Source organism: Isoptericola sp. Y541 (genome assembly GCF_059445465.1).
The window spans coordinates 61073-86139 of sequence record NZ_JCAIUJ010000007.1 but is presented as its reverse complement, the minus strand read 5'-3'; the positions used below and the strand labels follow the sequence as shown (position 1 = coordinate 86139).

Annotated in this window: 27 protein-coding genes; 12 read left to right on the top strand and 15 right to left on the bottom strand. The window is 73.4% G+C overall.

Going from position 1 to position 25067, the window contains the following annotated elements:
• Positions 1-38 precede the first annotated feature (38 nt).
• Complete coding sequence (locus AC1C2V_RS15500) at positions 39-983, top strand: hypothetical protein (protein WP_495390533.1); 945 nt, start codon at positions 39-41, stop codon at positions 981-983.
• Positions 980-1390, top strand: a complete 411-nt coding sequence (locus AC1C2V_RS15495; protein ID WP_495390532.1) for a GntR family transcriptional regulator — start codon at positions 980-982, stop codon at positions 1388-1390. The genes AC1C2V_RS15500 and AC1C2V_RS15495 overlap by 4 nt, the downstream gene beginning before the upstream one ends.
• A gap of 52 nt (positions 1391-1442) precedes the next feature.
• On the opposite strand, the gene AC1C2V_RS15490 is transcribed toward AC1C2V_RS15495, so the two are convergent.
• Positions 1443-2714: an MFS transporter gene (locus AC1C2V_RS15490; RefSeq protein ID WP_495390531.1), complete on the bottom strand. Its 1272-nt coding sequence runs from the start codon at positions 2712-2714 to the stop codon at positions 1443-1445.
• 112 nt (positions 2715-2826) lie between these two features.
• On the opposite strand from AC1C2V_RS15490, the gene AC1C2V_RS15485 reads away from it, so the two are divergent.
• Positions 2827-3801, top strand: coding sequence for an ArsR/SmtB family transcription factor (locus AC1C2V_RS15485; protein ID WP_495390530.1), 975 nt, complete (start codon positions 2827-2829; stop codon positions 3799-3801).
• 7 nt (positions 3802-3808) lie between these two features.
• Here the strand turns inward: AC1C2V_RS15485 and AC1C2V_RS15480 are convergent, their stop codons facing one another.
• Entirely contained in the window at positions 3809-4384 is a 576-nt protein-coding gene (locus tag AC1C2V_RS15480; protein ID WP_495390529.1) for a TetR/AcrR family transcriptional regulator, read from the bottom strand.
• 89 nt (positions 4385-4473) lie between these two features.
• Here AC1C2V_RS15480 and AC1C2V_RS15475 point away from each other — a divergent pair, with 89 nt between their 5' ends.
• Together AC1C2V_RS15475 and AC1C2V_RS15470 are read left to right on the top strand one after the other, a co-directional pair.
• Positions 4474-4788 (top strand): DMT family transporter, encoded by a 315-nt coding sequence (locus AC1C2V_RS15475; RefSeq protein ID WP_495390528.1) that lies wholly within the window; start codon positions 4474-4476, stop codon positions 4786-4788.
• Between the two features lie 13 nt (positions 4789-4801).
• Entirely contained in the window at positions 4802-5179 is a 378-nt protein-coding gene (locus tag AC1C2V_RS15470) for a DMT family transporter (RefSeq protein WP_495390527.1), read from the top strand.
• Here the strand turns inward: AC1C2V_RS15470 and AC1C2V_RS15465 are convergent.
• Positions 5121-5891 carry an SDR family NAD(P)-dependent oxidoreductase gene (locus AC1C2V_RS15465; RefSeq protein WP_495390526.1) on the bottom strand — a complete coding sequence of 257 codons (771 nt, stop codon included), beginning with the start codon at positions 5889-5891 and terminating at the stop codon, positions 5121-5123. The two genes, AC1C2V_RS15470 and AC1C2V_RS15465, sit on opposite strands and share 59 nt — an antisense overlap.
• 181 nt (positions 5892-6072) lie before the next feature.
• Here AC1C2V_RS15465 and AC1C2V_RS15460 point away from each other — a divergent pair, with 181 nt between their 5' ends.
• A complete protein-coding gene (locus AC1C2V_RS15460) occupies positions 6073-6414 on the top strand; it encodes a DUF1330 domain-containing protein (protein ID WP_495390525.1) in 342 nt (113 codons plus the stop codon).
• Positions 6415-6484: 70 nt separating this feature from the next.
• Here the strand turns inward: AC1C2V_RS15460 and AC1C2V_RS15455 are convergent, their stop codons facing one another.
• From AC1C2V_RS15455 to AC1C2V_RS15445, 3 genes are all read right to left on the bottom strand, one after another.
• Positions 6485-7267 carry a helix-turn-helix domain-containing protein gene (locus tag AC1C2V_RS15455; protein ID WP_495390524.1) on the bottom strand — a complete coding sequence of 261 codons (783 nt, stop codon included), beginning with the start codon at positions 7265-7267 and terminating at the stop codon, positions 6485-6487.
• Positions 7268-7346: 79 nt separating this feature from the next.
• A complete protein-coding gene (locus tag AC1C2V_RS15450) occupies positions 7347-7988 on the bottom strand; it encodes a transcriptional regulator (RefSeq protein ID WP_495390523.1) in 642 nt (213 codons plus the stop codon).
• Positions 7985-8407, bottom strand: a complete 423-nt coding sequence (locus tag AC1C2V_RS15445) for a DNA-binding protein (RefSeq protein ID WP_495390522.1) — start codon at positions 8405-8407, stop codon at positions 7985-7987. Before AC1C2V_RS15445 ends, AC1C2V_RS15450 begins: the two co-directional genes overlap by 4 nt.
• 193 nt (positions 8408-8600) lie before the next feature.
• On the opposite strand from AC1C2V_RS15445, the gene AC1C2V_RS15440 reads away from it, so the two are divergent.
• Positions 8601-9902: a PEP/pyruvate-binding domain-containing protein gene (locus tag AC1C2V_RS15440; RefSeq protein WP_495390521.1), complete on the top strand. Its 1302-nt coding sequence runs from the start codon at positions 8601-8603 to the stop codon at positions 9900-9902.
• Between the two features lie 55 nt (positions 9903-9957).
• Positions 9958-10692 carry an RDD family protein gene (locus AC1C2V_RS15435; protein WP_495390520.1) on the top strand — a complete coding sequence of 245 codons (735 nt, stop codon included), beginning with the start codon at positions 9958-9960 and terminating at the stop codon, positions 10690-10692.
• Positions 10693-10712: 20 nt separating this feature from the next.
• Here AC1C2V_RS15435 and AC1C2V_RS15430 read toward each other — a convergent pair whose 3' ends face one another.
• Genes AC1C2V_RS15430 through AC1C2V_RS15410 form a run of 5 tightly spaced genes read right to left on the bottom strand, consistent with a single transcriptional unit; the run spans position 10713 to position 15427 of the window.
• A complete protein-coding gene (locus AC1C2V_RS15430) occupies positions 10713-11207 on the bottom strand; it encodes a pyridoxamine 5'-phosphate oxidase family protein (protein WP_495390519.1) in 495 nt (164 codons plus the stop codon).
• A complete protein-coding gene (locus AC1C2V_RS15425; protein WP_495390518.1) occupies positions 11204-12202 on the bottom strand; it encodes an FUSC family protein in 999 nt (332 codons plus the stop codon). The genes AC1C2V_RS15430 and AC1C2V_RS15425 overlap by 4 nt, the downstream gene beginning before the upstream one ends.
• A gap of 20 nt (positions 12203-12222) precedes the next feature.
• Complete coding sequence (locus AC1C2V_RS15420; RefSeq protein WP_495390517.1) at positions 12223-13101, bottom strand: carbohydrate ABC transporter permease; 879 nt, start codon at positions 13099-13101, stop codon at positions 12223-12225.
• 2 nt (positions 13102-13103) lie between these two features.
• Positions 13104-14057: a carbohydrate ABC transporter permease gene (locus AC1C2V_RS15415; RefSeq protein ID WP_495390516.1), complete on the bottom strand. Its 954-nt coding sequence runs from the start codon at positions 14055-14057 to the stop codon at positions 13104-13106.
• Positions 14054-15427 (bottom strand): ABC transporter substrate-binding protein, encoded by a 1374-nt coding sequence (locus AC1C2V_RS15410; protein WP_495390515.1) that lies wholly within the window; start codon positions 15425-15427, stop codon positions 14054-14056. The genes AC1C2V_RS15415 and AC1C2V_RS15410 overlap by 4 nt, the downstream gene beginning before the upstream one ends.
• Positions 15428-15688: 261 nt before the next feature.
• Here AC1C2V_RS15410 and AC1C2V_RS15405 point away from each other — a divergent pair, with 261 nt between their 5' ends.
• Complete coding sequence (locus AC1C2V_RS15405; RefSeq protein ID WP_495390514.1) at positions 15689-16645, top strand: sugar-binding transcriptional regulator; 957 nt, start codon at positions 15689-15691, stop codon at positions 16643-16645.
• A gap of 83 nt (positions 16646-16728) precedes the next feature.
• Positions 16729-17826, top strand: coding sequence for a YihY/virulence factor BrkB family protein (locus tag AC1C2V_RS15400; protein ID WP_495390513.1), 1098 nt, complete (start codon positions 16729-16731; stop codon positions 17824-17826).
• Between the two features lie 85 nt (positions 17827-17911).
• On the opposite strand, the gene AC1C2V_RS15395 is transcribed toward AC1C2V_RS15400, so the two are convergent.
• From AC1C2V_RS15395 to AC1C2V_RS15380, 4 genes are all read right to left on the bottom strand, one after another.
• Positions 17912-19396 (bottom strand): mannitol dehydrogenase family protein, encoded by a 1485-nt coding sequence (locus tag AC1C2V_RS15395; RefSeq protein ID WP_495390512.1) that lies wholly within the window; start codon positions 19394-19396, stop codon positions 17912-17914.
• Positions 19397-19513: 117 nt separating this feature from the next.
• On the bottom strand, positions 19514-19924 hold the full coding sequence (locus tag AC1C2V_RS15390; protein ID WP_495390511.1) for a nitroreductase/quinone reductase family protein: 411 nt from the start codon (positions 19922-19924) through the stop codon (positions 19514-19516).
• A 10-nt stretch (positions 19925-19934) separates the two neighbouring features.
• The gene (locus AC1C2V_RS15385) at positions 19935-21116 is read right to left on the bottom strand and encodes a VanZ family protein (RefSeq protein ID WP_495390510.1); all 1182 of its coding nucleotides are present in this window, start codon (positions 21114-21116) and stop codon (positions 19935-19937) included.
• 124 nt (positions 21117-21240) lie between these two features.
• Positions 21241-22002, bottom strand: coding sequence for a GH25 family lysozyme (locus AC1C2V_RS15380; protein ID WP_495390509.1), 762 nt, complete (start codon positions 22000-22002; stop codon positions 21241-21243).
• Positions 22003-22111: 109 nt separating this feature from the next.
• Here AC1C2V_RS15380 and AC1C2V_RS15375 point away from each other — a divergent pair, with 109 nt between their 5' ends.
• Together AC1C2V_RS15375 and AC1C2V_RS15370 are read left to right on the top strand one after the other, a co-directional pair.
• A complete protein-coding gene (locus tag AC1C2V_RS15375; RefSeq protein WP_495390508.1) occupies positions 22112-24262 on the top strand; it encodes a bifunctional lysylphosphatidylglycerol flippase/synthetase MprF in 2151 nt (716 codons plus the stop codon).
• A gap of 377 nt (positions 24263-24639) precedes the next feature.
• Positions 24640-25059 (top strand): transferase, encoded by a 420-nt coding sequence (locus AC1C2V_RS15370; RefSeq protein WP_495390507.1) that lies wholly within the window; start codon positions 24640-24642, stop codon positions 25057-25059.
• Positions 25060-25067 lie beyond the last annotated feature (8 nt).

Genomic DNA, 25067 nt, shown 5'->3' with positions numbered 1-25067 from the left:
TGATCAATAGTCAGACGTACGCCCGAACGGAGCCGTCCGTGAACTGGATCGTCATCGGGGGATCCCCCCTCTCGCCGGGGGCGCTGCTCGCCGCGGCGGCCCTCGCCGCAGCTGCCCTGCTCTGGTGGGACGGCCGTCGGACGACTGCACCGACTGCGGCCGGGATCCGCGCCGTGCGGCACGCGACCCTCACCAGTGCGACGGCCTTCGCCCTCCTCGCCGTCGGGTTCGCCGCCCCGGTGCTGTGGGCCGTCGTCCTCCTGCCGGTGCAGATCCCGACGCGCACCATCGCCGTCCTCCCGCTGCTCGGCCTCTGGGGGTTCCTCGGCGTCAGCGCCGTCGGAGAGCTCACGTGGCCGAGGCCCCGCGGCGAGAGCCGGCAGGCACGCCTGGTCACCCGGACGACATCGGACGTCGTCGCGACCTGGGCACGACGACGCGTGTGGATCGTGGTGGGCGCGCTCGCCGTCGTTACGGTCGTCCTCGGCCTCGCCGCGTCCGGGCCCCGCACCATCTCGCGCATCGAGGCGGGCCGGGTCGTGCACACTGTGGGCCCGTTCCCCGGTTGGCTCTGGACCGTCCCGATCCTCGTGGCGGCGCTCGTCGCCGCGGCGCTGACGGAGGCGGTCCTCCGGCTCGTGGCCCTGCGGCCTGCCGTCTGGGACGTCGACGAGACGTGGGACATGTGGCTCCGACGGCGGATGGCGCGTCGTGTCGCCCGGGTGGCGCAGCTCGTCCTCGGCCTCGCGCTCGCGGGCGTCCTCGGCCTGGCCGGGCTGTCGCTGCGCATGCTCGGGCTCGGCAGCCCCGGCGTCGACGGGACGTCCGGACCCCCCGCGCCGGGCTTCGTCGTCATCGGTGACATCACCCTCTGGATCGCCGTCGCCGTCGGCCTCGGCACGGTGCTGGCGGCAGCATGGCCCGTTCGCGACCCGATGCCGACGGCGACGACACGCCCCTCGGCCGAGGGGGCACGGTCATGACGCTCACCGTCGGGGTGGACACGACGTCGACGGTGCCGCACTACGAGCAGCTCCGCTCCCAGCTCGCCGCGCTCATCACCGCGGGGACCCTGGCCGACGGCGAACGCCTCCCGACGGTCCGCGCGCTCGCCAACGACCTCGGCATCGCCCCGGGCACGGTGTCCCGGAGCTATCGCGACCTGGAGGCGACCGGGCTGGTGCGCTCGCGCCGCCGGGTCGGCACGCTCGTCACCGCTCCCCCGGCAGCTCTCGACCGTTCCGCCGTCACCGGTGCCGCGCGCCGCTTCGTCCAGCTGGCGCGCGACCACGGCCTGACGGACACCCAGGTCCGCGACGCCATCGCAGCGGAGCTGGTGCTGTCACGGGCGCCCTCCTCGTCGCTGGCAAGCAGGGCCGTCAGGACGTGATCACGTCGGCAGTTCGGGTTCAGGTCGGCAGTTCGAACTGCCGACCTGCGCCTCAACTGCCGACCTGAACTGCCTCCTCGACCGGCCGGGCGTCCGCGGCGCGCCGCGCTACGGCCGCGGCGCCCACGCCCGCCGCGACGAAGATCGCCCCCAGCACGAGCCAGCCGGGCGTGCCGAACCGGATGGGCAGCGCGGTGACGACCACCGGCGCGGCCATCCCCGCCAGGGCGTAGCCGGTCTGCGACAGGCCCTGGTAGGCGCCGGTACGACGCGGGTCGGCGAGCTCGAACGCCATCCCCCAGCCGCCCGCCTCGGACATGACCTCGCCGAGCGAGTGCGCGACGGCGGCGAGCACCAGCAGAGCCGTCGCCGCCACGAGGCTCCCGTGCCCGGCCGCCGCGTACAGCACGCACGCCGCCGCGAGCAGCACGGCCCCGCGGCGCACGGCCCGGCCCGCGCCCCGCACGTCGTGCGTGCCCCCCGACGCCCGCACCTGCAGCAGCGCCACCATCGCGGTGTTGACCACCAGCAGCGCGGACACGACGGCGGTGGGGGCGTCGGTGGTCGCGACCCACAGCGGCACGCCCACGGTCATGACGCCGAACTGCATGGCCACGACGGCGTTCAGGACGACGCTCGCCACGTACGTCCGGTCGCGCAGCGGGTGCGGGGCGACGGTCGCGGGCGCCGGGTCGGCGCCGGGCGTGGGGGCGGGAGCGTCGGCGAGCAGCCGCGCGGCCAGGTCTGGCACCCGGCGCGGCAGCAGCACCAGCGGGACGACCGCGAGCAGCAGCAGCACCGCCGTCGCGACCATCGCGGTGCGGTACGCCGCGGCGGTGTCGAGCAGGAGGGCAACCGCTGCGGCGAGCGTGCCCAGCCCGATGAGGACGTTCGTCACGACCCGCAGCCGCGCGCGTACCTCGACGCGTTCGGGACCGGTGAACCAGCGGGCGAGCAGCGCCAGCCGCGCGGTGGCCTGCACGCCGCGGCCCGCGCTGACGACGACCGCGACCGCGGTGAAGGTCACGGCGTCGGCGCTGAACGAGTATGCCGCGAGCGCCACCGCCTGCGCCACCAGGCCCCACACCTGGACCCGGTGCGCGCCGCGCCGGTCCGACCAGCGCCCCGCGAGGAACGACCCGACCACGCCCGCCCCGCCCGCGATCCCCAGGCCGAGCCCGACCGTGCCGGCCGACAGCCCGATCACGCGCGTGAAGTACAGGACCGACACCGTGTAGAAGACGCCGGTCGAGGTGGCGAAGGCCATGGTCGAGAACGTCAGGGCGCGGGCCACGGGGTCCCGTGGGAAGAGGGTCTGGATCACGGCACCAGTAGGCGATGCCCCGGCGCCCGGCACGAAAGGATGTAGCGCTGCCCTTCACCTATGCTCACGGGTTGGGACGAGCGGCGGCACGAACGACGGGACGGACGCGCTGATGGGATGGATGCGCTACGAGCTGGCGGGTATGGACCTCGCCGACGTGCGGTTCGCCGTCTCCCCGCTGAACGAGCTGGTCCTGTCGCTGCGCACCTGGCGCGAACCGGGCCGCTACCCGCTCCACCTGCCGTGGTTGCGGCACACCCAGGAGGCCCGCTCGCGTCTCGACGGCGAGATGCTGCTCGCGCTGACCAACGAGGTGCTGTGGACGCCGGACTTCCTCACCCCGCGCCCGCGCAGTCCGCTCACCCGGATCGACGACGAGCTGGCCGTCGTCGCCGCGACCGCGGACGACGTCGTCGCCCGCGAGCTCGCCGCCCTGAACCCTGGCGGCCGCCCCGCTCCGCTCCGCGACCTGCTCCCCCGCGTGCGGCGACGGCTGCTCGATGCGCTGACCGCCTACTGGGACGCGTGCTTCGCGCCGTACTGGCCGCGGATGCGCGCCGTGCTCCAGGCCGATGTCGTGCACCGCGGCGCGGTGATCTCCGCGCACGGCGCGGGCGCGATGTTCGCCGACCTCTCGCCCCGCGTGTCCTTCGCCGACGGCGTGGTGAGCGCGCGGCTCGGGAGCTCGACGAAGGATCTGCGACGGGCCACGACCGGCGAGGGCCTGACGCTGGTGCCCACGCTGTTCACCAGTGGCGCGTCCGCCCCCATCTCCGCCGACGAGCCGCCGATGATCATGTACGGTGCGCGCGGCAAAGGCACGCTGTGGCAGGCGGAGCAGCACGTGGCGGACGCGGCGCTCGTGGCCGTGCTGGGCCGGGCGCGGGCGGGGCTGCTCACGACCCTCGAGCACCCCGCGTCGTCCACCGAGCTGGCCCGGCGCCTGGACGTGACCACCAGCGCCGTCAACCAGCACCTGCGCGTGCTGCGCGACGCGGGCCTGCTCACCTCCGCGCGCGCCGGCCGGTCCGTGCTCTACCTGCGCTCCGAGGTGGGCGACGCGCTGGTGGGCGGCTCGACGACCTGACGCGGGCTCAGCGCGGGACGACGACGACACGCGCCAGGTGCGCGTCGAGCACGTCGAGCGCCCATCCGGGGTCGTCGCCCGGGTCCTGCCGCACCACGTGCAGCGCCAGCCCGTCGACGAGGGCGTGCAGCCCGCGCACCTCGAGGTCGGTCGCGGCACGGCCGGTGAGCGCGGCGAGCGCCCGCGCGCACACCCCGCGGATCGCGTCCTGGGTGTCGCGGTGCCCGGCGCGCAGGGCCGGGTCTGTCATGGCCGCGGTGCCGAGGGCGAGGTAGGCCTCCATCTCGATGCGCCGCTCGGCGTCGAGGGGCAGCAGCTGGGCGAGCAGCGCGCGCGGCCCGCCGGCGCTGTCGAGGTCGACGGCGTCGACCCGTTCCTCCAGGCGTTCGAGGACCAGCGCCACCGCGCGCTCGCGCACGCTCGCCACGGTGGGGAAGGTGTAGCGCAGCGAGCTCTGCGGCAGGCCGGCCTCGGCGGCGACGTTGCGGACGGACAGCGCCTCGAGACCATCGCGCACGAGGACGCGCCACGCGGCCTCGGACACCCGGCGCCGGCGTTCGTCCCTGTCGAGTCGTTGCGGCACCCCGCCATGTTCGCACAGTCGTGCGAAGTGTGCTAGAAAGATCTTCGCACGCTCGTGCGAAGACGACCGTCGAAGGGAGATGAGCAGGAATGGACTGGCTGATCCTGATCGCCGCCGGCGTCCTCGAAGCCGTCTGGGCCACGGCCCTGAGCGCGTCCAGAGGCTTCAAGCGCGTGGTGCCGACCGTCGTCTTCCTGGTCGCGCTGGCCCTGAGCATGTGGGGGCTGGCGCACGCGATGCTGACCATCCCCGTCGGCACCGCCTACGCGGTATGGGTGGGCGTCGGCGCCGTGCTGACGGTCGTCGTCGCGATCGCCCGGGGCGAGGAGCGACTGTTCGTCGCCCGGGCCCTGCTCCTGGCCGGCCTGGTCGGGTGCGTCGTCGGACTCAAGGTGGTGAGCTGAGATGGCAGCTCGGATGACAGCTCGGACGGCATGGGCGATTCTGCTGGTCAGCGCCGTGCTGGAGGCCGTCTGGGCCACGGCGCTCGGCGCGTCCGACGGGTTCTCGAACCCCGGGGCCACGGCGCTCTTCGTGGTGGCGCTGGCCCTGAGCATGCTCGGCCTCGGCTACGCCGCCAAGCAGATCCCGATCAGCACGGCCTACGCGATCTGGACCGGCATCGGCGCGGCGCTGACCGTCGCCTGGGCGATGTTCAGCGGCACCGAGGCCGTCACGCTCCTCAAGATCCTGTTCCTCGCGGGGATCATCGTGTGCGCCATCGGGCTCAAGGTCGTCAGGGACGCGCCTCGCGACGGTGCACCACCTGCGCCGCGGCCTGGTCCCGCGGCATGAGCAGCACCTGGTCCACGTTGACGTGCGACGGCCGGGTGGCGATCCACGCCACGGTGTCGGCGACGTCGTCGGCCGTGAGCGGCTCGACGCCCGCGTAGACGGCGTCGGCCCGCTCCTGGTCGCCCTTGAAGCGCACGAGCGAGAAGTCGGTGTGCACCATGCCGGGGTCGATCTCGCTGACCCGCACCGGCTGGCCCAGCAGCTCGAGGCGCAGCACCCGCGTGAGCGCGGCCTCGGCGTGCTTGGCCGCGTTGTACCCGGCGCCGCCCTTGTAGGGCTCGCGACCCGCGATGGAGCCGATGGTGATGACCTGGCCGTCGCCGCTGGCGATCAGGCTCGGCAGCAGCGCCTTCGTGACGCGCACGGTGCCGAGCACGTTGATGTCGTACATGCGCTGCCAGTCGGCGAGGTCGGCGTCCGCCACGGAGTCCGAGCCCAGCGCGCCGCCCGCGTTGTTGACCAGGAGGTCGCAGCGTCCGAACCGCTCGTCGACCGCCCGCGCGAACGCCTCGACTGACGCGTCGTCCGTGACGTCGAGCGCGATCGCGGCGCCGCCGATCTCGGCCGCCACCTGCTCCAGGCGGTCGAGACGCCGCGCACCCAGCACGACGTCGAACCCGCTCCCGGCCAGCGCCCGGGCGCTGGCCGCCCCGATCCCGCTGCTGGCTCCGGTGACGACGGCGACGCGGGTGGAGCTCGGCACGCTCGGCATGGTGGTGGCCTCCTCGGGGGGACGGGATCGGCCCGGCGGCACGGCGGCCGCGAGCTCTCACGATCGTAGTGGCCGATCGTGCGCATGACCTCGCAAGTCATGGCACGACCGCCTCACGTCGGGCAGCGTGGGCCTCGCCGCCATTCACCTGGGCGGCTCCACGAGAGGGAGGGACGTCGCCATGGCTGCCTACGTGATCGCGCATCTGTACGAAGCTGCTCCGCACCCGGAGATCGCCGAGTACATGGAGAGGATCGCCGGGACCTTCGCGCCGCACGGCGGCCGCTTCCTCGTCCACGCGACGCAGCATGAGGTCAAGGAGGGCGGCTGGCCCGGACACGTGGTGATGATCGGCTTCCCGGGGATCGACGAAGCACGCGACTGGTGGGCCTCACCGGCGTACCAGGAGATCGCACCGCTGCGCTCGGATCACATCGAGGGCGACATCATCATGGTCGAGGGCGTCCCGGCGAGCTATGACCCGACCGGCGCCGCGGAGGCGATGCGGGCCGCCCTGGCCTGACCAAGGCCGCGCCGGGCCGGGTGCTCGGCGAATTCGGTGGGCGGGCGCACCGGCGTCGATCCGCGTCCCGTCACCGACCCAGCAGCTGCCGGGTGCGGTCGTCGGCGGGCAGGAAGGTCTCGAGATGGAGGCCACCGAGGGTGACGTCGGAGGCGCTCTCGATCCGGCTGGCCACGCTGAAGAGGCGGAGCACCTCGTCGCTTCCCTCGATCTCCAGCGGGACGACGGGGTCGACCGACGGACGGGCGGGTGGCCCTCCGCCCGAGGGGTAGGCGGTGACCTCGTCCTGGAGCTCGACCAGGTCCGGGTCCCCGCCGGTATGGGCGATGCGCTGCTCGAGCTGGTGCAGCAGGTGCGCGCGCCAAGTGGGCAGGTTGCGGATGCGCGGCGCGAGGCCTCGCGGGTGCAGGCAGAGCCGGATCACGTTCAGCGGCGGCTCCAGCAGACGCGGGTCACAGCCGGCGACCAGCGCATCGACGGGTTCGTTGGCGTCCACGACGTCCCAGTGGTCGTCGAGGAGCAGGGCCGGGTACGGCCTGTGGGCGTCCAACAGGGACCGCAGCCCGGCCATCACCGGCGCGAGAGCCTCGTCGTCGGTGGCCCGGTGCGGGTAGCGAGGAGCGAAACCCCCGGCCAGCAGAAGTCGGTTCTGCTCGCCCGAGGGCACCTGCATCGCCCCGGCCAGCCGGACGATCATCTCGGGCGTCGGCCGGGACCGTCCGTTCTCGACGAAGCTCAGGTGCCGGGTGCTCACCTCCGCCTGGGTGGCGAGCGCGAGCTGGCTGAGGGATCGCAGCTCGCGCCAACGGCGCAGCTCGCTGCCGACCGACGGGAACGGCACCGGTGAGGTCATGCCCGGAGTGTAGGGAGCCCGCGTCCCGCCTCTACGGCGCGACCGATGTTCGAGGCAGTCCTGCGGACGTACCGAGCGGTCACGTCCGGCCGCGCGACACCCCCGCCGTGGCGAGCAGGTCCTCGTGCAGCTCCATCCACACCCCGTGCACGGACCGCGCGCCGACCCCGGCCACCCGCGAGCCGTCACCACCCATCGCCGCGGCCAGCGCGTCGTCGAGCCGCTCGTCGTAGCCGGCGAACCGGTCGAGGACGGCGGCAAGCCGCGCGAGCAGCGGCCGCACCCCGTCGACGACGTCGGCCAGCTCGTCGAGCACCCGCCCGTCCCAAACGGCGTCGCCGTGGTCGTTGACGTCGAGCCGGCCCGCGGGACCGGGTCGCAGCTGCCAGTCGGTACACGCCTGCCGCAGGCGGCCGTTGAGCGGGTCGAAGGGGTCGAGCACCTCGCGAACGACGGTGGTGGCGCGCCCGGTCGGGTCGCCCGCCAGCTCGGCCGCGACGAGGCGCCCGTCCTCGACTCGGCCGCGCTCGGTGAGCGACCAGCCGCCCGACCCGACGAACTCCGCCCAGGTCACGTGACCGTAGGCCTCGAGGTCCAGCAGGGTCTCTCGTACGACGCGGACGTCCAGACCGTAACGCGCGGCCGCGGCCGCGTCGTCCGCCGTGCCGAGCACGCGCACGGCGTGCAGCACGAGCAGCCCGGGCTCCGAGGCGGCGCTCACGACGACTCCCCCGACCGCTCCCCCGACCGTGCGACCAGCCGGTCGAGGCGCTGCTGTACCGCCTGGGGCGAGCCGAGCCGCATCGCCGCGGCCATCCGCCCCCAGGTGTGACCGGCCGCCCGCGCGGAGAACAGCGCCGCCGTCTCGAGCTGGTCGGCCTCGGCGCGCGCCGCCGGGACCAGGGCGAGCGCGGCGAGCGCACCCGCGGCGTCCTGCTCGGGGGTGAGCTCGCCGCGGGCGGAGCGCCACAGGTAGTGGCGCACGAGGTCCGTCGCGGACGGTGGCACGGACGCCGGCTGCCACGGGCGCGGCTTCAGCGCGTCCGCGCCCAGGTCGAGGAGGGTGCGGCGGCCCCGGGCCTCGGCGTCCGCCGCGTGCTGGTCCGTGGCGTGGTCGGCGTCGTGGGGGTTGCGATCCATCCCGCGACCGTGCACCATCAACATCCCGTTGTCAACGTGCTGTTGATGACGATGGCCTTCGTCCCCGCACGTCACTCTCCGGGCGGCGGAAGGCGACGCACGGGGACGGAGGTGGGCGTCCGGCCCTCGACCTCCGTCCGGGAACGTCGCCGACGGAGGGCTCATGGATGACGCACAGGGACGGAGGTGGAGCGTGACCCTGGCAGTTCCGCTGGACGCCGCGACCGCGGCGCACGGCGGCAAGGCCGCGACGCTCGCGCGCCTGCGGCGGCTCGGGCTTCCCGTGCCGGACGGCTTCGTCGTGCCCGCCGCGGTCGTCGACGAAGACCTGGCCGCGGCGGTCCTCGCCGGGCTCGACGAGCTGACGGGCACCGGCGCACCCGCCGACGCGGCCCTGGCGGTGCGGTCGTCGGCGGCCGACGAGGACGGTCCGGCGGCCTCGGCGGCGGGGCAGTACGACAGCGTGCTCGGGGTGGTCGGGGCGGACGCCGTCGTCGCCGCGGTACGCGCCTGCCGCGCCTCGGCCTCCGGGCGGCGCGCCGTCGCCTACCGCTCCGCGACGCGACAGCCCGGCGCCGGTGCACCGCCCGGCGGGCTGTCCGACGAGCCGTCCGACGAGCCGTCCGACGAGCCGTTCGATGAGCCGTTCGATGAGCCGGGAGTCACGGTGCTGGTGCAGCGCCTGGTCGACGCCCGCGCCGCCGGCGTGCTGTTCACCGGCGACGGGCGCACCGTGATCGAGGCGTCGTGGGGGCTCGGCGAGAGCGTGGTGCAGGGCGCCGTCGACCCCGACCGGTTCACCGTCGTCGACGGCCAGATCGCCGACCGCCGCACGGGGTCCAAGCGCACCCGGGTCGACCGCTCCGCCCATGACGCGGCCCACCGCACGCTCACCGGCACCACCACCCGCGAGGTCCACACCCCCGATCAGGACCACCCCTGCCTTGACGACGCCACCGCGCTCCGCCTCGCCGCGCTCGGCGAGAGCGTGGCACACCTGCTCGGCGGCCCGCAGGACGTGGAGTGGGCGGTGGACGACGACGGCACGGTGTGGCTGCTCCAGGCCCGCCCGGTGACGGCCGCCCTCCCCGCCCCCCGCTGTGAGCGCGCGGATGACCCTGTTTCGAGCACCGAGGTGGGCCAAACGCGCGCTCACAACACTCGGGGGGTCCTCACGGGGACGGCGGGCAGCGGCGGACGGGCCAGCGGGCCCACCCGGGTGGTGCGTGGCCCTGACGACTTCACCGCCGTCCGCCCGGGCGACGTGCTCGTGTGCCGGGAGACGGACCCGGCGTGGACGCCCCTGTTCGGCATCGTGGCGGCGGTCGTCACCGAGATGGGCGGGCTGCTCTCGCACGCGGCGATCGTCGCGCGCGAGCTGCGGCTGCCGGCGGTGCTCGGCGTGCCCGCCGCGAGCGAGGCCCTGCGCGACGCCGGCACCGTCACCGTGGATGGCGACGCCGGCACGGTGGACGTCGCCCCAGGTCACGACTGACGCCAGCCCCAGGCCGCCCGTGGACGCGCCGTCCACGGCGTGGGAGCATCCGGCCATGACCCCGACCGGACCGCGCCCTTCGGCGGGCCTGGCCGGGCCCCGGGCTGCCGTCGACGACGCGATCGGGCCTTTCACCGACGAGCGGCCGTGCGCACCGTGGGGGCTCCGCGTTCTCGCGACGCTGCTCGACTCCGCGCTCGTGGCGGCGGTGGTCTTCCTCGCGACGGGGGCGGGGCCGACGCTCGCCGCGCTGCCCGGCCTGGGCAAACCCGGCGGGACCGGCGGGAGCGGCGGTGCGGCGTGGACGGCCGGGACCCTGCTGGCGCTCGGCGTCCTCCAGGCCTACACCGGCATGACGCCGGGCAAGCGGGTGGCGCACGTCGCGGTGGTCGACGACGGTTCCGGCCGGCCCATCGGGCTGTCCGGTACCGTGCAGCGCTGGTTCGCGCACGTGCTCGACGCGATCTTCCTCATCGGCTACATGCGCTCCGCCTTCCGCCGCGACGGCCGCACCTTCGCCGACTCCCTGCTCGGCACCGTCGCCGTGCGCACGACGACACCCGAGCCGCACCCCGGCGTCGCACGCCTCCGCGCCGCCCGCGACGTGCGGGCGCCGTGGCTGGGCTGGCCCCGCCGCCTGACGGGCGCCGTCGCGCTCGTGCTGTGCGCCGCGGCCGTCACTATGGGCGTGGCCCACGGCCTGGCCGATGCCTCCCGTGCGGACGCCCCCTGGTGGTCCATTCCCCGCGCCGACGTCGCGTCGGCCGCGCCCTGGACGACCGCGCACTGACCCCGCGGGGTCGCGGGAGATCAGGGACGGAACGACGTCTGCCCGTGCGGGGACTTGGCGAACGCGAGGACCTTGTCGGCGACGACGCGGAAGACCAGCGCCCGCTGGCCGCGCGGGTCGAACGACTCGTCGTCGTTCTCGAAGTCCCAGGCGTCGCCGTACTTGGCACGGAACGCGTCGGCAAGGCGCCGCAGCTCCGCCTCGCCGGTGACCCGCACGGCGGAGCCCTCGACGACGACGTCGAGCCCGTCGTCCCACGCCTCCGACCCGATGGTCACCGCCACGTGCGGGCCGGCGGCCAGGTTGCGGGCCTTCTGCTCGTCGGGGCCCGTGCAGAACACGAAGCCGTCGTCGGTCCACAGCCCCACGAGGGGCGTGACGTGCGGGCGACCGTCCGCCCGCACGGTCGTGAGCCGGTAGAGGGTCGCGGCCGTCAGCGCGGCCTCGACCTCCCGCCACGGCGTCGGCTCCGCGGCCTCGCTGAAGCGTGCGTCCAGGGTTCCGGTGTTGGTCATGTCGTGGCAGACCGGCTGGGGCGACGGAACTCGTCGCCCCAGCGATCGCGGACGGCGCGCACCAGTATCAGCACGCCCGCCGCCGCCCCGGCGCCGACGACGGTGAGCAGCACGCGCTCGCCCACGCCGGCGACGGCCGGCCCGCCGGGAGCGACGGCGATCACCGTCACGGTGAGCAGCGCCGCGAACACCCACATCGGCGCGACCAGGTAGGCGACCACGGTCGCGACGCCTCCGACGACGACCAGCGTCATGACCACGGCATGGGGCGGGGCGATCTCCGCGAGGCCGGCGGCGACGAGCCCGCCGAGCACGGTGCCGCCCGCGCGGGCGAGGGCCCGCGACGAGATCTCGCCCGTGCGCGGCACCAGGACGACGTAGAAGGTGAGCAGGAGCCACCACGAGTGCGTGTCCGGGTAGTAGGTCATCGCCCACCAGGTGCCGACCCCGGTCAGCAGCACGAGGGCACCCGTGTAGAACGCGGTCTCCGGCGCGGTCGCCGGCACCTCGCTCCGGCGGCGGGCGTCACGGGTGAGGACCGCGACCAGCAGCGCCGTCCACAGCCCGCCCGCGAGCACGGTGAGCGCCACCGGCCACGACCCGGCGAGCGTGCGCGGGTCGGCGGCCCCGACCGCCACGGGTGAGACCGTGAGGATGGCGGCCGTCGTCGCGGCCGGCGGTCCGCCCGCCGTCCAACCCCGGCGGGACGCGAGGCCCAGGGCCGCCGAGACGAGCACGACGAGGAGCGTCGCCGTCCACACCTGCCGGCCCGCCAGCGGCGCCACCAGGGCCAGGAGCCCGGTCACCGTCGCGACCGCCCACGGCCGCCGGGGCGAGGCGAGCGCGGCGGTCGTCGCCGGCAGCATCCCGAGGTAGTACGGCAGCACGAACGACGGTGCGGCCACGACCAGCACCACGGCCGGAGCGACGGCAGCCAGCGCCGCCGCGAGGAGCCGGCGCCGGGACGGGTGGGCCACAGGTGCCGGTGGTGCCATGTACCCCAGGGTGCCTGGCCCTACTTGATCGCGCCCATCGACAGGCCGCGCACCAGCTGCTTCTGCGCGATCCAGCCGGCGAGGATCACCGGCAGCGATGCGAGCAGCGCCGCGGCGCACAGCCGCGCGAGGAACAGCCCCTCGCTCGTCATCGTCGACACGATGAAGATCGGCACGGTGGCAGCCTGCGACGCGGTGAGGTTGAGCGCGAAGAAGAACTCGTTCCACGCGAAGATCACGCAGATGAGCGCCGTCGCGGCGATGCCGGGCGCGACCATCGGGATGAGCACGGAGCGCAGGGTCTTCATCAGCCCCGCGCCGTCGACGGCGGCGGCCTCGAGCACCTCGGCCGGGATCTCCTGGAAGAACGAGCGCATCATCCACACCGCGATGGGCAGGTTCATCGCCGTGTACAGCACGACGAGGGTCCAGATGTTGTCGAGCACCTTGAGCTGCCCGGCGATGACGTAGATCGGCACGATGACGGCCACGACCGGCAGCATCTTGGTGGAGATGAAGAAGAACAGCACGTCGCTGACCTTCTCCACCGGCCGGATCGACAGCGCGTACGCGGCGGGGATGCCGAGGATCAGCACGAGGACCGTCGACACCCCGGTCGCGATCGCCGAGTTCGCGACATAGGTGCCGGACTCGCCGATCACCGCCCGGAACTGGTCGAGCGTCGGGCTGAAGAACCAGGTGGGCGGGCTCGACGACGCCTGGCTCTCCTGCTTGAAGGCCGTCGTCGCCATCCACAGGACGGGGAAGAAGAACCCGAGCGCGAGGATCCAGGTGACCGTCGTGAGCAGGCCGCCGGTGACGCGTCCGCGCCGGCGCTCGGTGCGCGCGGGCAAGGGACGCGGGGCGGGTGTGCGCGTGGCCGTTTCGGTGGCGGTCATGCTCACTCCTTGACGTCGAAGCTGCGGAAGATGAGGCGCAGCGCGAGGGAGGCGACGATGATCGTGGCGATGACGACGACCACGCCCATCGCGGCGGCCTGCCCGACGTCGAAGCCGAGGAAGGCGCGCTGGTAGATGTAGAACGGCAGGTTGGCGCTCGCCGTCCCGGGGCCGCCGGCGGTCATCAGGTAGATCTGGTCGAACGTGTTGACCACGTAGATGATCCCGAGCAGCACGCCCAGCTCGATGTACCGGCGCAGCTGCGGCAGCGTGATCGAGCCGAACGTGCGCCACCACCCGGCGCCGTCCATCGCGGCGGCCTCGAGCACGTCCTTCGGCTGGGCCTGCAGCCCGGCGAGCACGAGCAGCATCATGAACGGCGTCCACTGCCACACGAGGGCCATGAGGATCGCGACGATCGGGTACGTCGAGGTCCAGTCCACCGGGTCGATACCGACCAGCCCGAGCGTCCAGTTGACCAGCCCGTACGTGGGGTTGAGCATCGCCATCGACCACAGCACCGAGCTCGCGACCGGCATGATGAGGAATGGCGTGATGAGCAGCGTGCGGGCCACCCCGCGGCCGCGGAACGGGCGGTCGAGCAGGATCGCCAGCACGATCCCCAGGACCATCGCGACGAGCACGCACCCGAGGGTGATGACCACCGAGTTGAGCGCCGTCTGGCGGAACACCGAGTCGCGGGCGATGTCCGCGTAGTTGGCGAGCCCGACGAACTGGTCGGACTCCGGGTTCAACAGGTTCCGCGAGCGCAGCGAGTACCAGATCGTCACGAGGAACGGGATCTGCGTGACGACGATCGTGAAGATCAGCGCGGGCAGCAGCGGCCCACGGCGGCGCCAGCGCTCGGCGCGCGAGTACCGGTGCTTGTCGGACCGCGCGGCCCGCTGGGCCTGGGCGCGGCGGAGGCTCCCGGCCTGCGCGGTGACGGCGGTCATCGCTCGCCCCTCTCTCGGTAGGTCTCGGCGACGGTCTCGGCGTAGCGCTGGGACTCCTCGAGCGCCGCGTCCACCGTCTTCTGACCGGCGACGGCGGCCGAGATCTGCTGGCCCACCCGGGTGCCGAGGTCCTGGAACTCCGGGATCCCGACGAACTGGATGCCCGGGTACGGGACGGGCTGCACCATGGTGGCGTCCTGCGTGGCCTCGTTCATGGCCGTCAGGGTGGCGTCGGCATACGCCTCGGAGACCTCCGCGTACTCCGGGATCTCGTATGTCGACAGCCGGCTGCCGGGCGGCACCCGCTCCCAGGAGAGCTGCTCGCCGACCAGCCTGATGTAGTCCTTGTCGGTCATCCAGGAGACGAAGTCCCAGGCCGCGTCCTTGTGCTCGCTGGTGGACGGGATCGCGAGCGACCACGAGTACAGCCAGCCGGCGGCGTCGGTCTTCTCGACCGGCGCGGGCACGTACCCGGTCTTGCCCGCCACGGTCGACGACGCCGGGTCCTCGATGGAAGAGACCATCGAGGTTGCGTCGTACCACATGGCGGCGTTGCCCTGGGCGAAGCGGGTGAGGCAGTCGCCGAAGCCCGACGTCGCGGCGCCGGGCTGCCCGTTCTCGCGCACCGTGTCGACGTAGGTCTGCACGGCCTCCTTCACCTCGGGCGAGTCGAGCCGGGCGTTCCAGTCCTCGTCGAACCACTGGCCGCCGAACGTGTTCATCACGGTGGTCAGCGGCGCCATCACCTCGCCCCAGCCGGCCAGGCCGCGCAGGCAGATGCCTGAGAAGTCCTGGGCCGGGTCGTTCAGCTCCGCCGACAGCTCGCGCACGTCGTCCCAGGTGGGTCGGTCGGGCATGGTCAGGCCCTGCTGCTCGAAGAGGTCCTTGCGGTACGCGAGGAACGACGACTCCCCGTAGAAGGGCACCGAGTACAGGTCGCCGTCCACCGACAGCGCCTCGCGCACGCTGGGCACGAAGTCGTCGGGGTCGTAGCCCTCCGTGGCGTCGGCGTACGGCTGCAGGTTCTCGATCCAGCCGTTCTCGGCCCACATCGGCGTCTCGTAGTTGGAGATCATCACGACGTCGAACTCGCCGCCGCCGGTGGCCACGGACGCGGTGATCTTCGCGCGGGCCTCGTTCTCCGGCAGGCTCACGAACCGCACGTCGATGCCGGGGTGCTCGGCGCGGAACTCGTCCTGCAGCGAGATCGCATCCTGCATCTGGGGGTTGGACACGATGGCGACGACGATCTGCTCGCCGTCTCCCCCGCCTGTGGCGCCGGCGCCGGCGCACGCCGTCAGGCCGAGCCCGATGGCGGCGGCGCTCACCGCAGCGGCCAGGGATCTGCGCCGGGTTCGTGATCCGAACATCGCTGTCCTCACGTCGCTGGTCGGTTCGAGCAGTGGTCCGTTCGAGAGCCATGCGCACAGATGAGATGCGGCGCTGCGCTCATCTGCCAGGACAGTAGTTCGTTATGCTCAGGTGAGCAAGGCCTTGGCGCTCACACGTCGGTGGAGCCTGTCGAGACCGCGAACCGGGTTTCGACAAGCACAACCAGCGATCGGGTTTCGACAAGCTCAACCAGCGATCCGGTTTCGACAAGCTCAACCAGCGATCAGAAGGGTGGTTCCGTGACCGACGCCGAGCACGCCCGGCTCCTGGTGGAGGTGAGCCGCGACTACTACATCGACGGCCGCTCCAAGGTGGAGATCGCCCAGCAGCACGACATCTCGCGGTTCCAGGTGGCACGCCTCCTGACCGAGGCGCGGGAGACCGGCGTCGTGCGCATCGAGATCTCACCGCCCGCCCACCTGGACGGCGACCGAGCCGCCCGCCTCGCCGAGCGGCTCGGCGCCCGACAGGTGGTGGTCGTGCCGTCCGGGACCGGGCTCGACACCGCGCGGGCAGCCGTGGCCCAGGCCCTCGGTACGGTGCTCGGCGAGCGCGCCCGCCCGGGCACGACGATCGGCGTCTCCTGGTCGCGCACCATCGAGGAGGCCGTGCACCACCTCGGCACGCTGCCTCCGTGCGACGTCGTCCAGCTCGTCGGGGCGCTGCCGGTGAGCGGCGCCGGCGACTCGCTCGGGCTGATCCAGACCTTCCGCGCCATGCCCGGCGTGCGCACGTGGCCGGTGTGGTCGCCGCTGCTGGTCAGCGACCCGGCCACCGCCGCCGGCATGCGGCGGCAGCCGGAGATCGCGGCGGCGCTCGACCGCGCCGACGCGCTCGACCTCGCGGTGATCGCCGTCGGCGCCTGGACCGACACCGGCTCCACCGTGTACCCCCAGGTCACGGGCGACGAGCGGCGCGCGGCGGCCGCCGGCGGCGCCGTCGCCGAGTGCTCGGGGCGCCTCTTCGACGCCGAGGGCAGGCGCGTCGTGACGCCGCTCGACAGCCGCGTCGTCGGCGTCAGCCTCGACCAGCTGGTACGCACGCCCGAGGTGGTGGCCGTGGGCTACGGCGCGCAGGCCGGGGCCGGCCTGCGCGGCGCGGTGCTGGGCGGCATCGCCACCGTGCTCGTGTGCGACGAGGCGGCGGCCCTCGAGATGGAACGCCTCGCGACCGAGGCGGACCGCACGGCCGACTGAGCGTTGTCCCAGGTCGCTCCCGTCGTTCGCGTTGCGGGCACCCGCGGCTGCGCCGAGCCTGAGGGTGAGCAAGGGAGGCCACCATGACCGAGACCGGCGAGCATCGCTCCAGGCCCGACGACCGGCCCGACAACCGGCCCGGCGACCGGCCCGGCGACCAGCGCGGCACCGACGTCCCCGACACGCCGCGCGCCCCCGCGGACGCGCCCCGACCCTCGGGGGGCCGGGCGCTCAAGGCCACCCTGCGCGAGTTCGGAGCCGACCAGTGCACCGACCTCGCGGCCGGGCTGACGTACTACGCCGTCCTGGCCTCGGCCCCGGCGCTGCTGGCGCTCGTGTCGATCCTCGGCCTGGTGGGCGACGCCGAGAAGGCCATCGACTCGGTGATGACCATGGTCGAGGACTTCCTGCCTGCGGACATGGTCGCGATCGTCGAGCCCCTGGTCGACACGGCCGCGAACTCCACCGGCGCGGGCGTCGCGCTCGTCGTCGGCCTCGTGCTGGCGCTGTGGTCGGCTTCCGGGTACGTGGGCGCCTTCGGCCGGGCCATGAACCGCGTGTACGGCATCGCGGAGGGTCGCCCGATCTGGAAGCTACGGCCGGCGATGCTCGCCCTGACGCTCGTCGTCGTGGTCCTGGTGGCGCTCGTCGTCGCCAGCCTCGTGCTCTCCGGGCCGATCGCCCGGTCCGTCGGCGAGGCGGTCGGGCTGGGCGACGTCGCGATCACCGTCTGGAACATCGCCAAGTGGCCCGTCGCGCTGATTCTCGTGGTGATCGTGATCGCGATGCTCTATCACTTCACGCCCAACGTGAAGCACCCGCGGTTCCGCTGGATCAGCGCCGGCGCGGTGGTCGCGATCGTCGTGTGGGCGATCGCGTCGGCGGCGTTCGGGTTCTACGTCGGCCGATTCGGGGACTACGGCTCGTACGGCATCCTCGCGGGCGTCATCGTCTTCCTGCTGTGGCTGTGGATCACCAACCTCGTGCTGCTGTTCGGGGCGGAGCTCGACGCCGAGATCGAACGCAGCCGCGAGCTCAACGACGGCATCGCGGCCGAGGAACAGGTCCAGCTCCCGCCGCGCGACACCCGCGCCAGCGACAAGAAGGCCGCCAAGCGCGCCGATGCCGTCGCCGACGCGCGGGCCGTGCGGGAGGCGGCCGCCCGCGGCAACGCTGGTTGAGCCTGTCGAGATCCGCTGGTTGAGCCTGTCGAAACCGAGTCGTGGTCTCGACAGGCTCGACCGACGAGTCGTGGGTTCGACAAGCTCAGCCGGCGACGAGCGCCTCCACCGTCGCCCGCGCGCCCAGCGTGTGCAGGGAGTCGAGTGCCGCGGTGTACGCCGCCACGAACCGCGGCTCGGACGCCAGGTCGCCGAAGAGCTCCTCGTCGCGGACGAAGGCGAGCGGGTCGTCGCCCTGGCGGGCCGCGGCGGTCTTCAGCCGGTCGGCGAGACGGTCGACGATCTCGATCGGCTCGCCCTGCTCGTCGACGGCCTCGTCGTACCGCGCCCAGGCCGCGATGACGGCGGCCGAGCGGTGGATCTCGCCGCCCGAGGCGAGGTTGGCCCGCACCACGGGCACCAGCCACTTCGGGATCCGGTCGGACGACTCGGCGCACAGCCGGGCCAGGGTGTCGCGGACGTGCGGGTTCGCGAACCGCTCGATCAGCGTGGCCTCGTACTCCTCGAGGTCCACGCCGGGCACGGGCTTCAGCGTCGGCTCGCCCTCGCGCGCCATGTAGTCGCGCAGGAACCGCACGAACGTGTCGTCGGCGCAGACCTCGTGCGCGTACCGGTAGCCGGCCAGGTAGCCGAGGTAGCACAGGGCCTGGTGGCTGCAGTTGAGCAGGCGCAGCTTCATCAGTTCGTACGGCTCGACATCGTCCACCAGCTGCGCGCCGACGGTCTCCCAGCGCGGCCGCCCGCCGACGAAGCGGTCCTCGATCACCCACTGCGTGAACGGCTCGGCGACCACGGGCCACGCGTCGTCGACGCCGAAGCGCTCGGCGACCATGGCACGGTCCTCGTCCGTGGTCACCGGCGTGATGCGGTCCACCATCGAGTTGGGGAACGGCACGTGCTCCTCGATCCAGGCGGCCAGGTCGGCGTCCTTGAGCCGGGCGAAGGCCGCGAACATGCGGTGCGCGACATCGCCGTTGCCCTGGATGTTGTCGCAGCTCTGCACCGTGAACGGCGTGATCCCGCGGTCACGACGACGGCGCAGCGCCTCGGTGACCAGCCCGAACGTCGTGGCGGGCACGGCGCCGGGCTGCAGGTCCGCCTGCACGGCCGGGTCGGCAGCGTCGAACTCCCCCGTCACCGGGTTCACGTTGTAGCCGCCCTCGGTGACGGTGAGCGAGACGATGCGGATCTCCGGCGACGCCATCTTCTCCAGCACCGCCTCCGGGTCGTCGGGGGCGAGCAGGAACTCGACGATCGACCCGATGACGCGCCCCTCCAGCGTGCCGTCCGGGTGCTTGAGCACCAGCGTGTACAGGCCGTCCTGGGTGGTGAGGGCGTCGCGCATGCGGGCGTCGTGCGGCAGCACCCCGACGCCGCAGATCGCCCAGTCGAATGCCTCGCCCCGGCTCATCAGCCGGTCCAGGTACATGGCCTGGTGCGCGCGGTGGAACCCGCCCACCCCGAGGTGGACGATCCCGGCGCGCAGCCGCGAGCGGTCGTACGCCGGCACGGCGAGCGGCAGGTCGCCGTCCGCCAGGGAGGCCACGGTGTCGGCACTGAGTGCAGTCATGGTGCGTCCTTGCTCGGTCGAGGTGCGGGAACCCCAACGTAGCAAACGAGCACAGACGAGCACATTGAACGGCACAGATGAGCACGCGCCGTCGGAGGTGCGTCCAGGCGAGCCGGCTCAGCGACGCGTGAGGCGCACCACCGGGATGACCCGCGACGTCTTGCGCTCGTACCCTGCGATGCCGTCGGACATCGCCTTGAACCGGGCCCAGGCCTCGTCCCGGGCGTCGTCCAGGAGCTCATCGGCGCGCACCTCGACGACGCCGTCGTCCGGGGTTTCGATGCTCACCTCGGGGTGGGCCAGGAGGTTGTGGTACCACGCGGGGTTCGCGGGGCTGCCCGCCGCGGAGGCCGCGATGAGCCATGACTTCTCGTCGTCACGGATCGCCCCGAGGGGGACTACGCGCTCGGTACCCGAGCGCGCGCCCCGGTGGTGCAGCAGCACCAGCCTGCGCCCGATCCCCATGGTTGTGACGGACCCGTCGTTCGCGCGGAACTCTTCGATGATCTGCTGATTCCAGTCGGCCATCCGGGCAGTATCACCCGGCCGCTCTTCCCACGGCGGGCGCCGTGCCGGTCTGCCGCACACCACCGTCACCCGTCCGGAAGTCCACCAGCCGTGCGCCGGTCAGCGCACAGGACAGCCCGCGCCGGTCGCGGGTCGCCAGCACGCCGACCAGCGCGGCGAGGGCCACCGCGTGCTGCAGCGTGCCCGCCCACGCGTTCGAGGCGTCGCCGGGGGGCACGGCCTCGACGATCCCCAGCAGCCCGTACAGCCCGAGCAGCGCGTACCCGCGGGCGACGCGTTGCCCCCGCGAGCCGCGCGCGAGCTTCCCGTCGCCGTCGGGCCAGCGGGGCTCCAGCCACACCGCCCGCTGACCGAGCGACGCCCCCGACCCGAACCATGGCGGCAGCCCGAAGACGAACACGACCGGCAGCACCGTGACGAGCAGCGCGTCGGCCCAGGTGGTGGTCGACGGGAGGTCCCGGCCGGAGACGAGGAGCCCCACCCGCCACGCGAGCTGCAGCGCCACCCCCAGGACGGTCGCCGCCGCCAGGTCGGCCGCCATCCCGAGGACCCTGCGCCAGAACGTCACCGGCCGGGGATCCAGGCGTGCCGCCGCCAGTTCCCGCGCCTGCGGCATCCAGCGCAGCACGACCGGCGCCACGAGCGCGCCGAGCAGGCCGCCGAGGGTGTTGGCCAGCACGTCGTCCACGTCGGCGACGCGATAGGAGCAGGGGATCAGGCCGAGGACGCCGGTGAACTGCACGCTCTCGACCGCCGCCGACACGAGCAGCGCCGACACCGTGGAGGCGAGCACGCCCCAGCCGAGGTAGCGCCGAGCCAGCACGCCCCACGGCACGAACAGCAGCACGTTGAACGCCACCTGCAGGACGGCCGTGCTGCGCAGGGTCGCGAGCGTGCCGAGCCCCGCCGTGTCCCGACGGATGTCGTCGAGCGAGTGCAGCGGCGCCAGCTCGGCGCCGGCCACGCCGTGGGCGGCGCACCACTGCGCGAGGTCGCCCAACGGCAGCGGCAGCAGTGTGTACGCGACCAGGGTCACGACGTACACCGCGAGCGCCGCCGCCCCCAGCACCCGCCGCGCGTCGAGCCGCCCGTACCGACGTTGCTGCATCAGGAGCACCGGGATCAGCACCCCGAAGAACACGAGCACCCCGAAGGTCACGCCGATCATTGCCTGCCAGGTCCATTGCTGCACGCAGCGACGTTAGTCGCCGCAGCGATGATCACCCCTGTCGAGCCACCGCTCGCTGGCTGAGCCTGTCGAGACCGAGTCGTGGTCTCGACAGGCTCGACCGACGAGCTCGACGAGCTCGACGAGCTCAGCCGGCGGGGAGGGTCATCGCGCGCAGGTCGTCGAGGGTGCCGTCGAAGACGTTCATGTCGATGTGGTCCTCCTCGCCGTCGTACCCCGGCAGGGTGTCGCGGTCGGAGTACTGCCAGAACTCCCAGTCCCGCCGCGGCAGCTCGGGGCTTCTGGCGACCGAGCGGATCCACAGGGGGAAGTCGTCGTAGTCATCACCGAGGTAGTCGGCCCGGATCTGCTGGGTGGTGTAGATGATCGGGGCCACCCCGTAGTGCTCCTCGAGGGCGGCGAGCATCGGGTCGAGGATGCCGCGCAGCTCGTCGCCCGACGGCGGGTCGGCGACGAACTCTGCGTACAGCTCGACGTCGACCACGGGCGGGAGCGAGCCGGCGGCGGCGGGCACGGTGTCGATCATGTGCCGCGCCTGGTCGGCGCCGGGGCTCTCGAAGCTGAGGAAGTGGTAGGCACCCACCAGGAGGTCGGTGTCACGGGCAGCGTCCCAGCTGGCGGCGAACCGCTCGTCCACGTGACTCGACCCCTCTGTGGCCTTGATGAACGCGAAGTCGACGTCCTGGTCGGCGAGCACCGGCCAGTCGATCTCCCCCTGGTAGGCCGACACGTCGACGCCGCGCACGGCGTACCGGTCCGCCGCGAACCGGTTGGGCCACAGGACCCCGTTCCACACCAGCACGGCGAGCAGCGCGAGCAGCACGACCACGCCGCCGGCGATGCCCAGGCCCCATCTCAGCCGGCGTCTGCCGGTCCTCGCGACACTCACCCGCCGATCCTCCCGGATCGGCACCGTGCGCGGCCAACCAGGGTGCCGGCCGGACGGGCGCCGTGGCGCCGGCCACGGGATGATGCACCCATCCGAGCAGGGGAGCTACGTGTCCGACGCCACCAGTTCCGACGCCACCAGTTCCGACGCCGCCGGTGAACCCGCGGCGCCACGCCCGGCCGCCTCGACACCGACACGCCTGCTCCGGACGGCGGCCCGGATCCCGTTCACGCTCGGCGTCATCGGGGTGGTGCTCGTCCTCGGCGTCGTCACGGGCGCGCTGTGGTCGCCGTTCGCGGACCACTCGTGGTTCCAGAACGTCGCCTTCGGCGCCCCAGCCTTCGCCGAGGGCCGCTGGTGGACTCCCGTCACGGGCTCGCTCTTCGCCCTCGATCCCCGGGGCTACCTGTCCGTCGCCGGGGTGTTCCTCGTGTTCGTCGGCTGGGCGGAGCATCGGCTGGGGACCCGGCGCGCGGTCATCGCGACGGTCACCTGCCAGCTCGTGGGCGTGGTCGGGACGGCGGGCGGGATCGCGCTCCTCGCCCGCACCGACTGGGGCTGGGCGGACCGCCTGGCCGGGGTGCGCGACGTCGGGTTCAGCGCGGGCGTCGTCGGAGCCGTGACCGTGGCGGTGCTGAGCCTGGCGCCCCCGTGGCGGTTCCGCGTGAGCGCCCTGATCGCGGCCTACGTGCTGATCCTCCTCGTGGCCCAGGGCGGGATCGCGGACGTCGAACACCTCGTCGGCTGGGTGGCCGGGCTCGTGATCGCCCGCCCGCTGCTGGGCGCGAGACTGGGCCGCCGCACCCGCGCCGGGCGCATGCAGCGGGACCGGGGGGCGGCCGCCGGGTACTTCGCGATCTCGGCCCTGCTGGTGATGCTCACGAGCTTCGCCGCCGGGCCCACGGTCGGCCCGCTCGGCGCCATGGCGGGCGACGACTGGCCGACCGGCATCCTCGTGGTCGTCGTCGACCTGGTGCTGGCCGTCGGGCTACTGCGCGGCCGGCGCGCCTGGTGGCTCGTGGCGGTGGTGCTCACCGTGCTCGGCGCGGTCTCCGAGGCGCTGCTCGTCGTGACCACCGCCGCGGCCGACCGCGTCGAGCCGCTGTACGTGCTCATGCTGCTGCTCGACGCCGGCGCGCTGACCCTGCTCGTCGTGCGCCGGTCGTCGTTCCGCGCCCGCCGCCACGCGCGGCCGCCGGCCGCGGCCTACCTCGACCAGGACGACGCACGGGCCGCGCTCCGGCGCCTCGGGGCGAGCCAACGGCTGTCCTGGATGACGACCTGGGACGGCAGCGAGCGCTGGACGCCCGAGGGCCGCGACGGGTACGTCGCCTACCAGGCCCACGCCGGCGTCGTCGTCGTCCTCACGGACCCGGTCGGCGACGGTCCCGGCGGCCGCGCGGAGCTGGTGGACGCCTTCGTCGAGTCCGCGACGGCGGCTGGGTCCGGGTCGTGCTTCGTCTCCGCGAGCGAGGAGGTCGCGTCGATCGGGCGGGCGCGCGGCTGGACGCTGGTGCCCGTGGCCCAGGAGGCCGTGATCGAACTGCCGGGGCTGGAGTTCCGGGGCAAGAAGTGGCAGGACGTGCGCACGGCGCTCAACCAGGCCACCAAGCACGGCGTCGAGCACCGGCTGGTGCGGCTGGCCGACGAGCCGCCCGAGACGCTCGCGCAGGTGCAGGCGATCTCCAAGGCCTGGCTGGGCGACAGCGACCTGCCGGAGATGGCCTTCACGCTCGGCGGGGTCCGCGAGGCCCTCGACCCGGAGGTGCGGGTGGGCCTCGCGGTCGACGGCGAGGGGCGGGTGCACGGGGTGACGAGCTGGCTGCCCGTGCACGCGCCCGGCGGCGAGGTCGCGGCCTGGACCCTCGACGTCATGCGGCGCGCGCCCGACTCGTTCCGCTACACGATGGAGCTGCTCATCGGGTCCGCCCTCACGGAGTTCCGGGACGAGGGGATCCAGGTGGCCTCCCTGTCCGGCAGCCCGCTCGCGCGCGGGGACGAGCCCTCCCCCGCGGGTCTCGACGCGGTCCTCGACCGCCTCGCGGAGCGGCTCGAGCCCTTGTACGGGTTCGAGTCGCTGCACCGCTTCAAGCTGAAGTTCCAGCCGCGGAACGTGCCGCTCTACCTGGTCGTGACCGAGCCGGCGACGCTGCCGCTCGTCGGCCTCGCGCTGGTGCGGTGCTACCTGCCCGACGCCCGCGCCCGCGAGCTGGTGGCAGCGGCCCGCTCCGCCCGGTCGTCCCGGTCGTCCCGCGGCTGAGGCAGCCTCGGACCTGCGGAGACGCGGGGATCGCCCATCGTCGCCCGGAAGTTGCTATGGTGCCCGGTTCACGACCCACCTGGAGGCGAGTGGAGGTGAACTCACGTGGCCAAGAGCTCGAAGAAGCAACCGTCGCTCAGTCTGAAGGAGAAACGCGCGCAGAAGCGCGAGAGGACTGCCGAGACGGACGTCAAGGCGCGTAAGCGCTAACCCGACCCGTCGCGGGCCGGTCGCCCACCCGGCGACCGGCCCGATCTGTCGAAGATGCCTCTTCCCCGCACGGCTCGTCGAAGTGCCCGGGGCCATCGTTCGGGAACACCCCGGCCCCCTTGCGCGTTATGTCACAAGACCCCTAGCACGACGAACGAGGAGCACCGTTGCGACGCATCCCCCGAAAGGTCGAGATCGAGTACGAGCCGGGGCGGTTCACCCGCTACCTCCGGCATGACAACGGCGAGGGCTATGTCTCGCCCCACGCGAGCGTCCACCCCGACGCCACCATCAAGGCCGGCGCCTACGTCGAGGCCGGTGCCCGCGTGGGCGCGCACGCCCGCGTCGGCAGCTTCAGCTGGGTGGACGTGGACGCCGTCGTCGGGCGCGGCGCGCGCGTGGACGAGAACGTGCACGTCGGCGTGCGCAGCGTGGTCGGCGACGACGCCCGCATCGGCTCCGGTGCCCGGCTCGGCGCCGACAGCCGCGTCCCCGCTGGCACGATGGTTCCGCAGGACGCGATCGTCCCCGACGGCGCCGTCGCGCAGGGCACCCGGCGCCGCAAGGACTTCGGCACCGCCGCATAGGCCCCGAC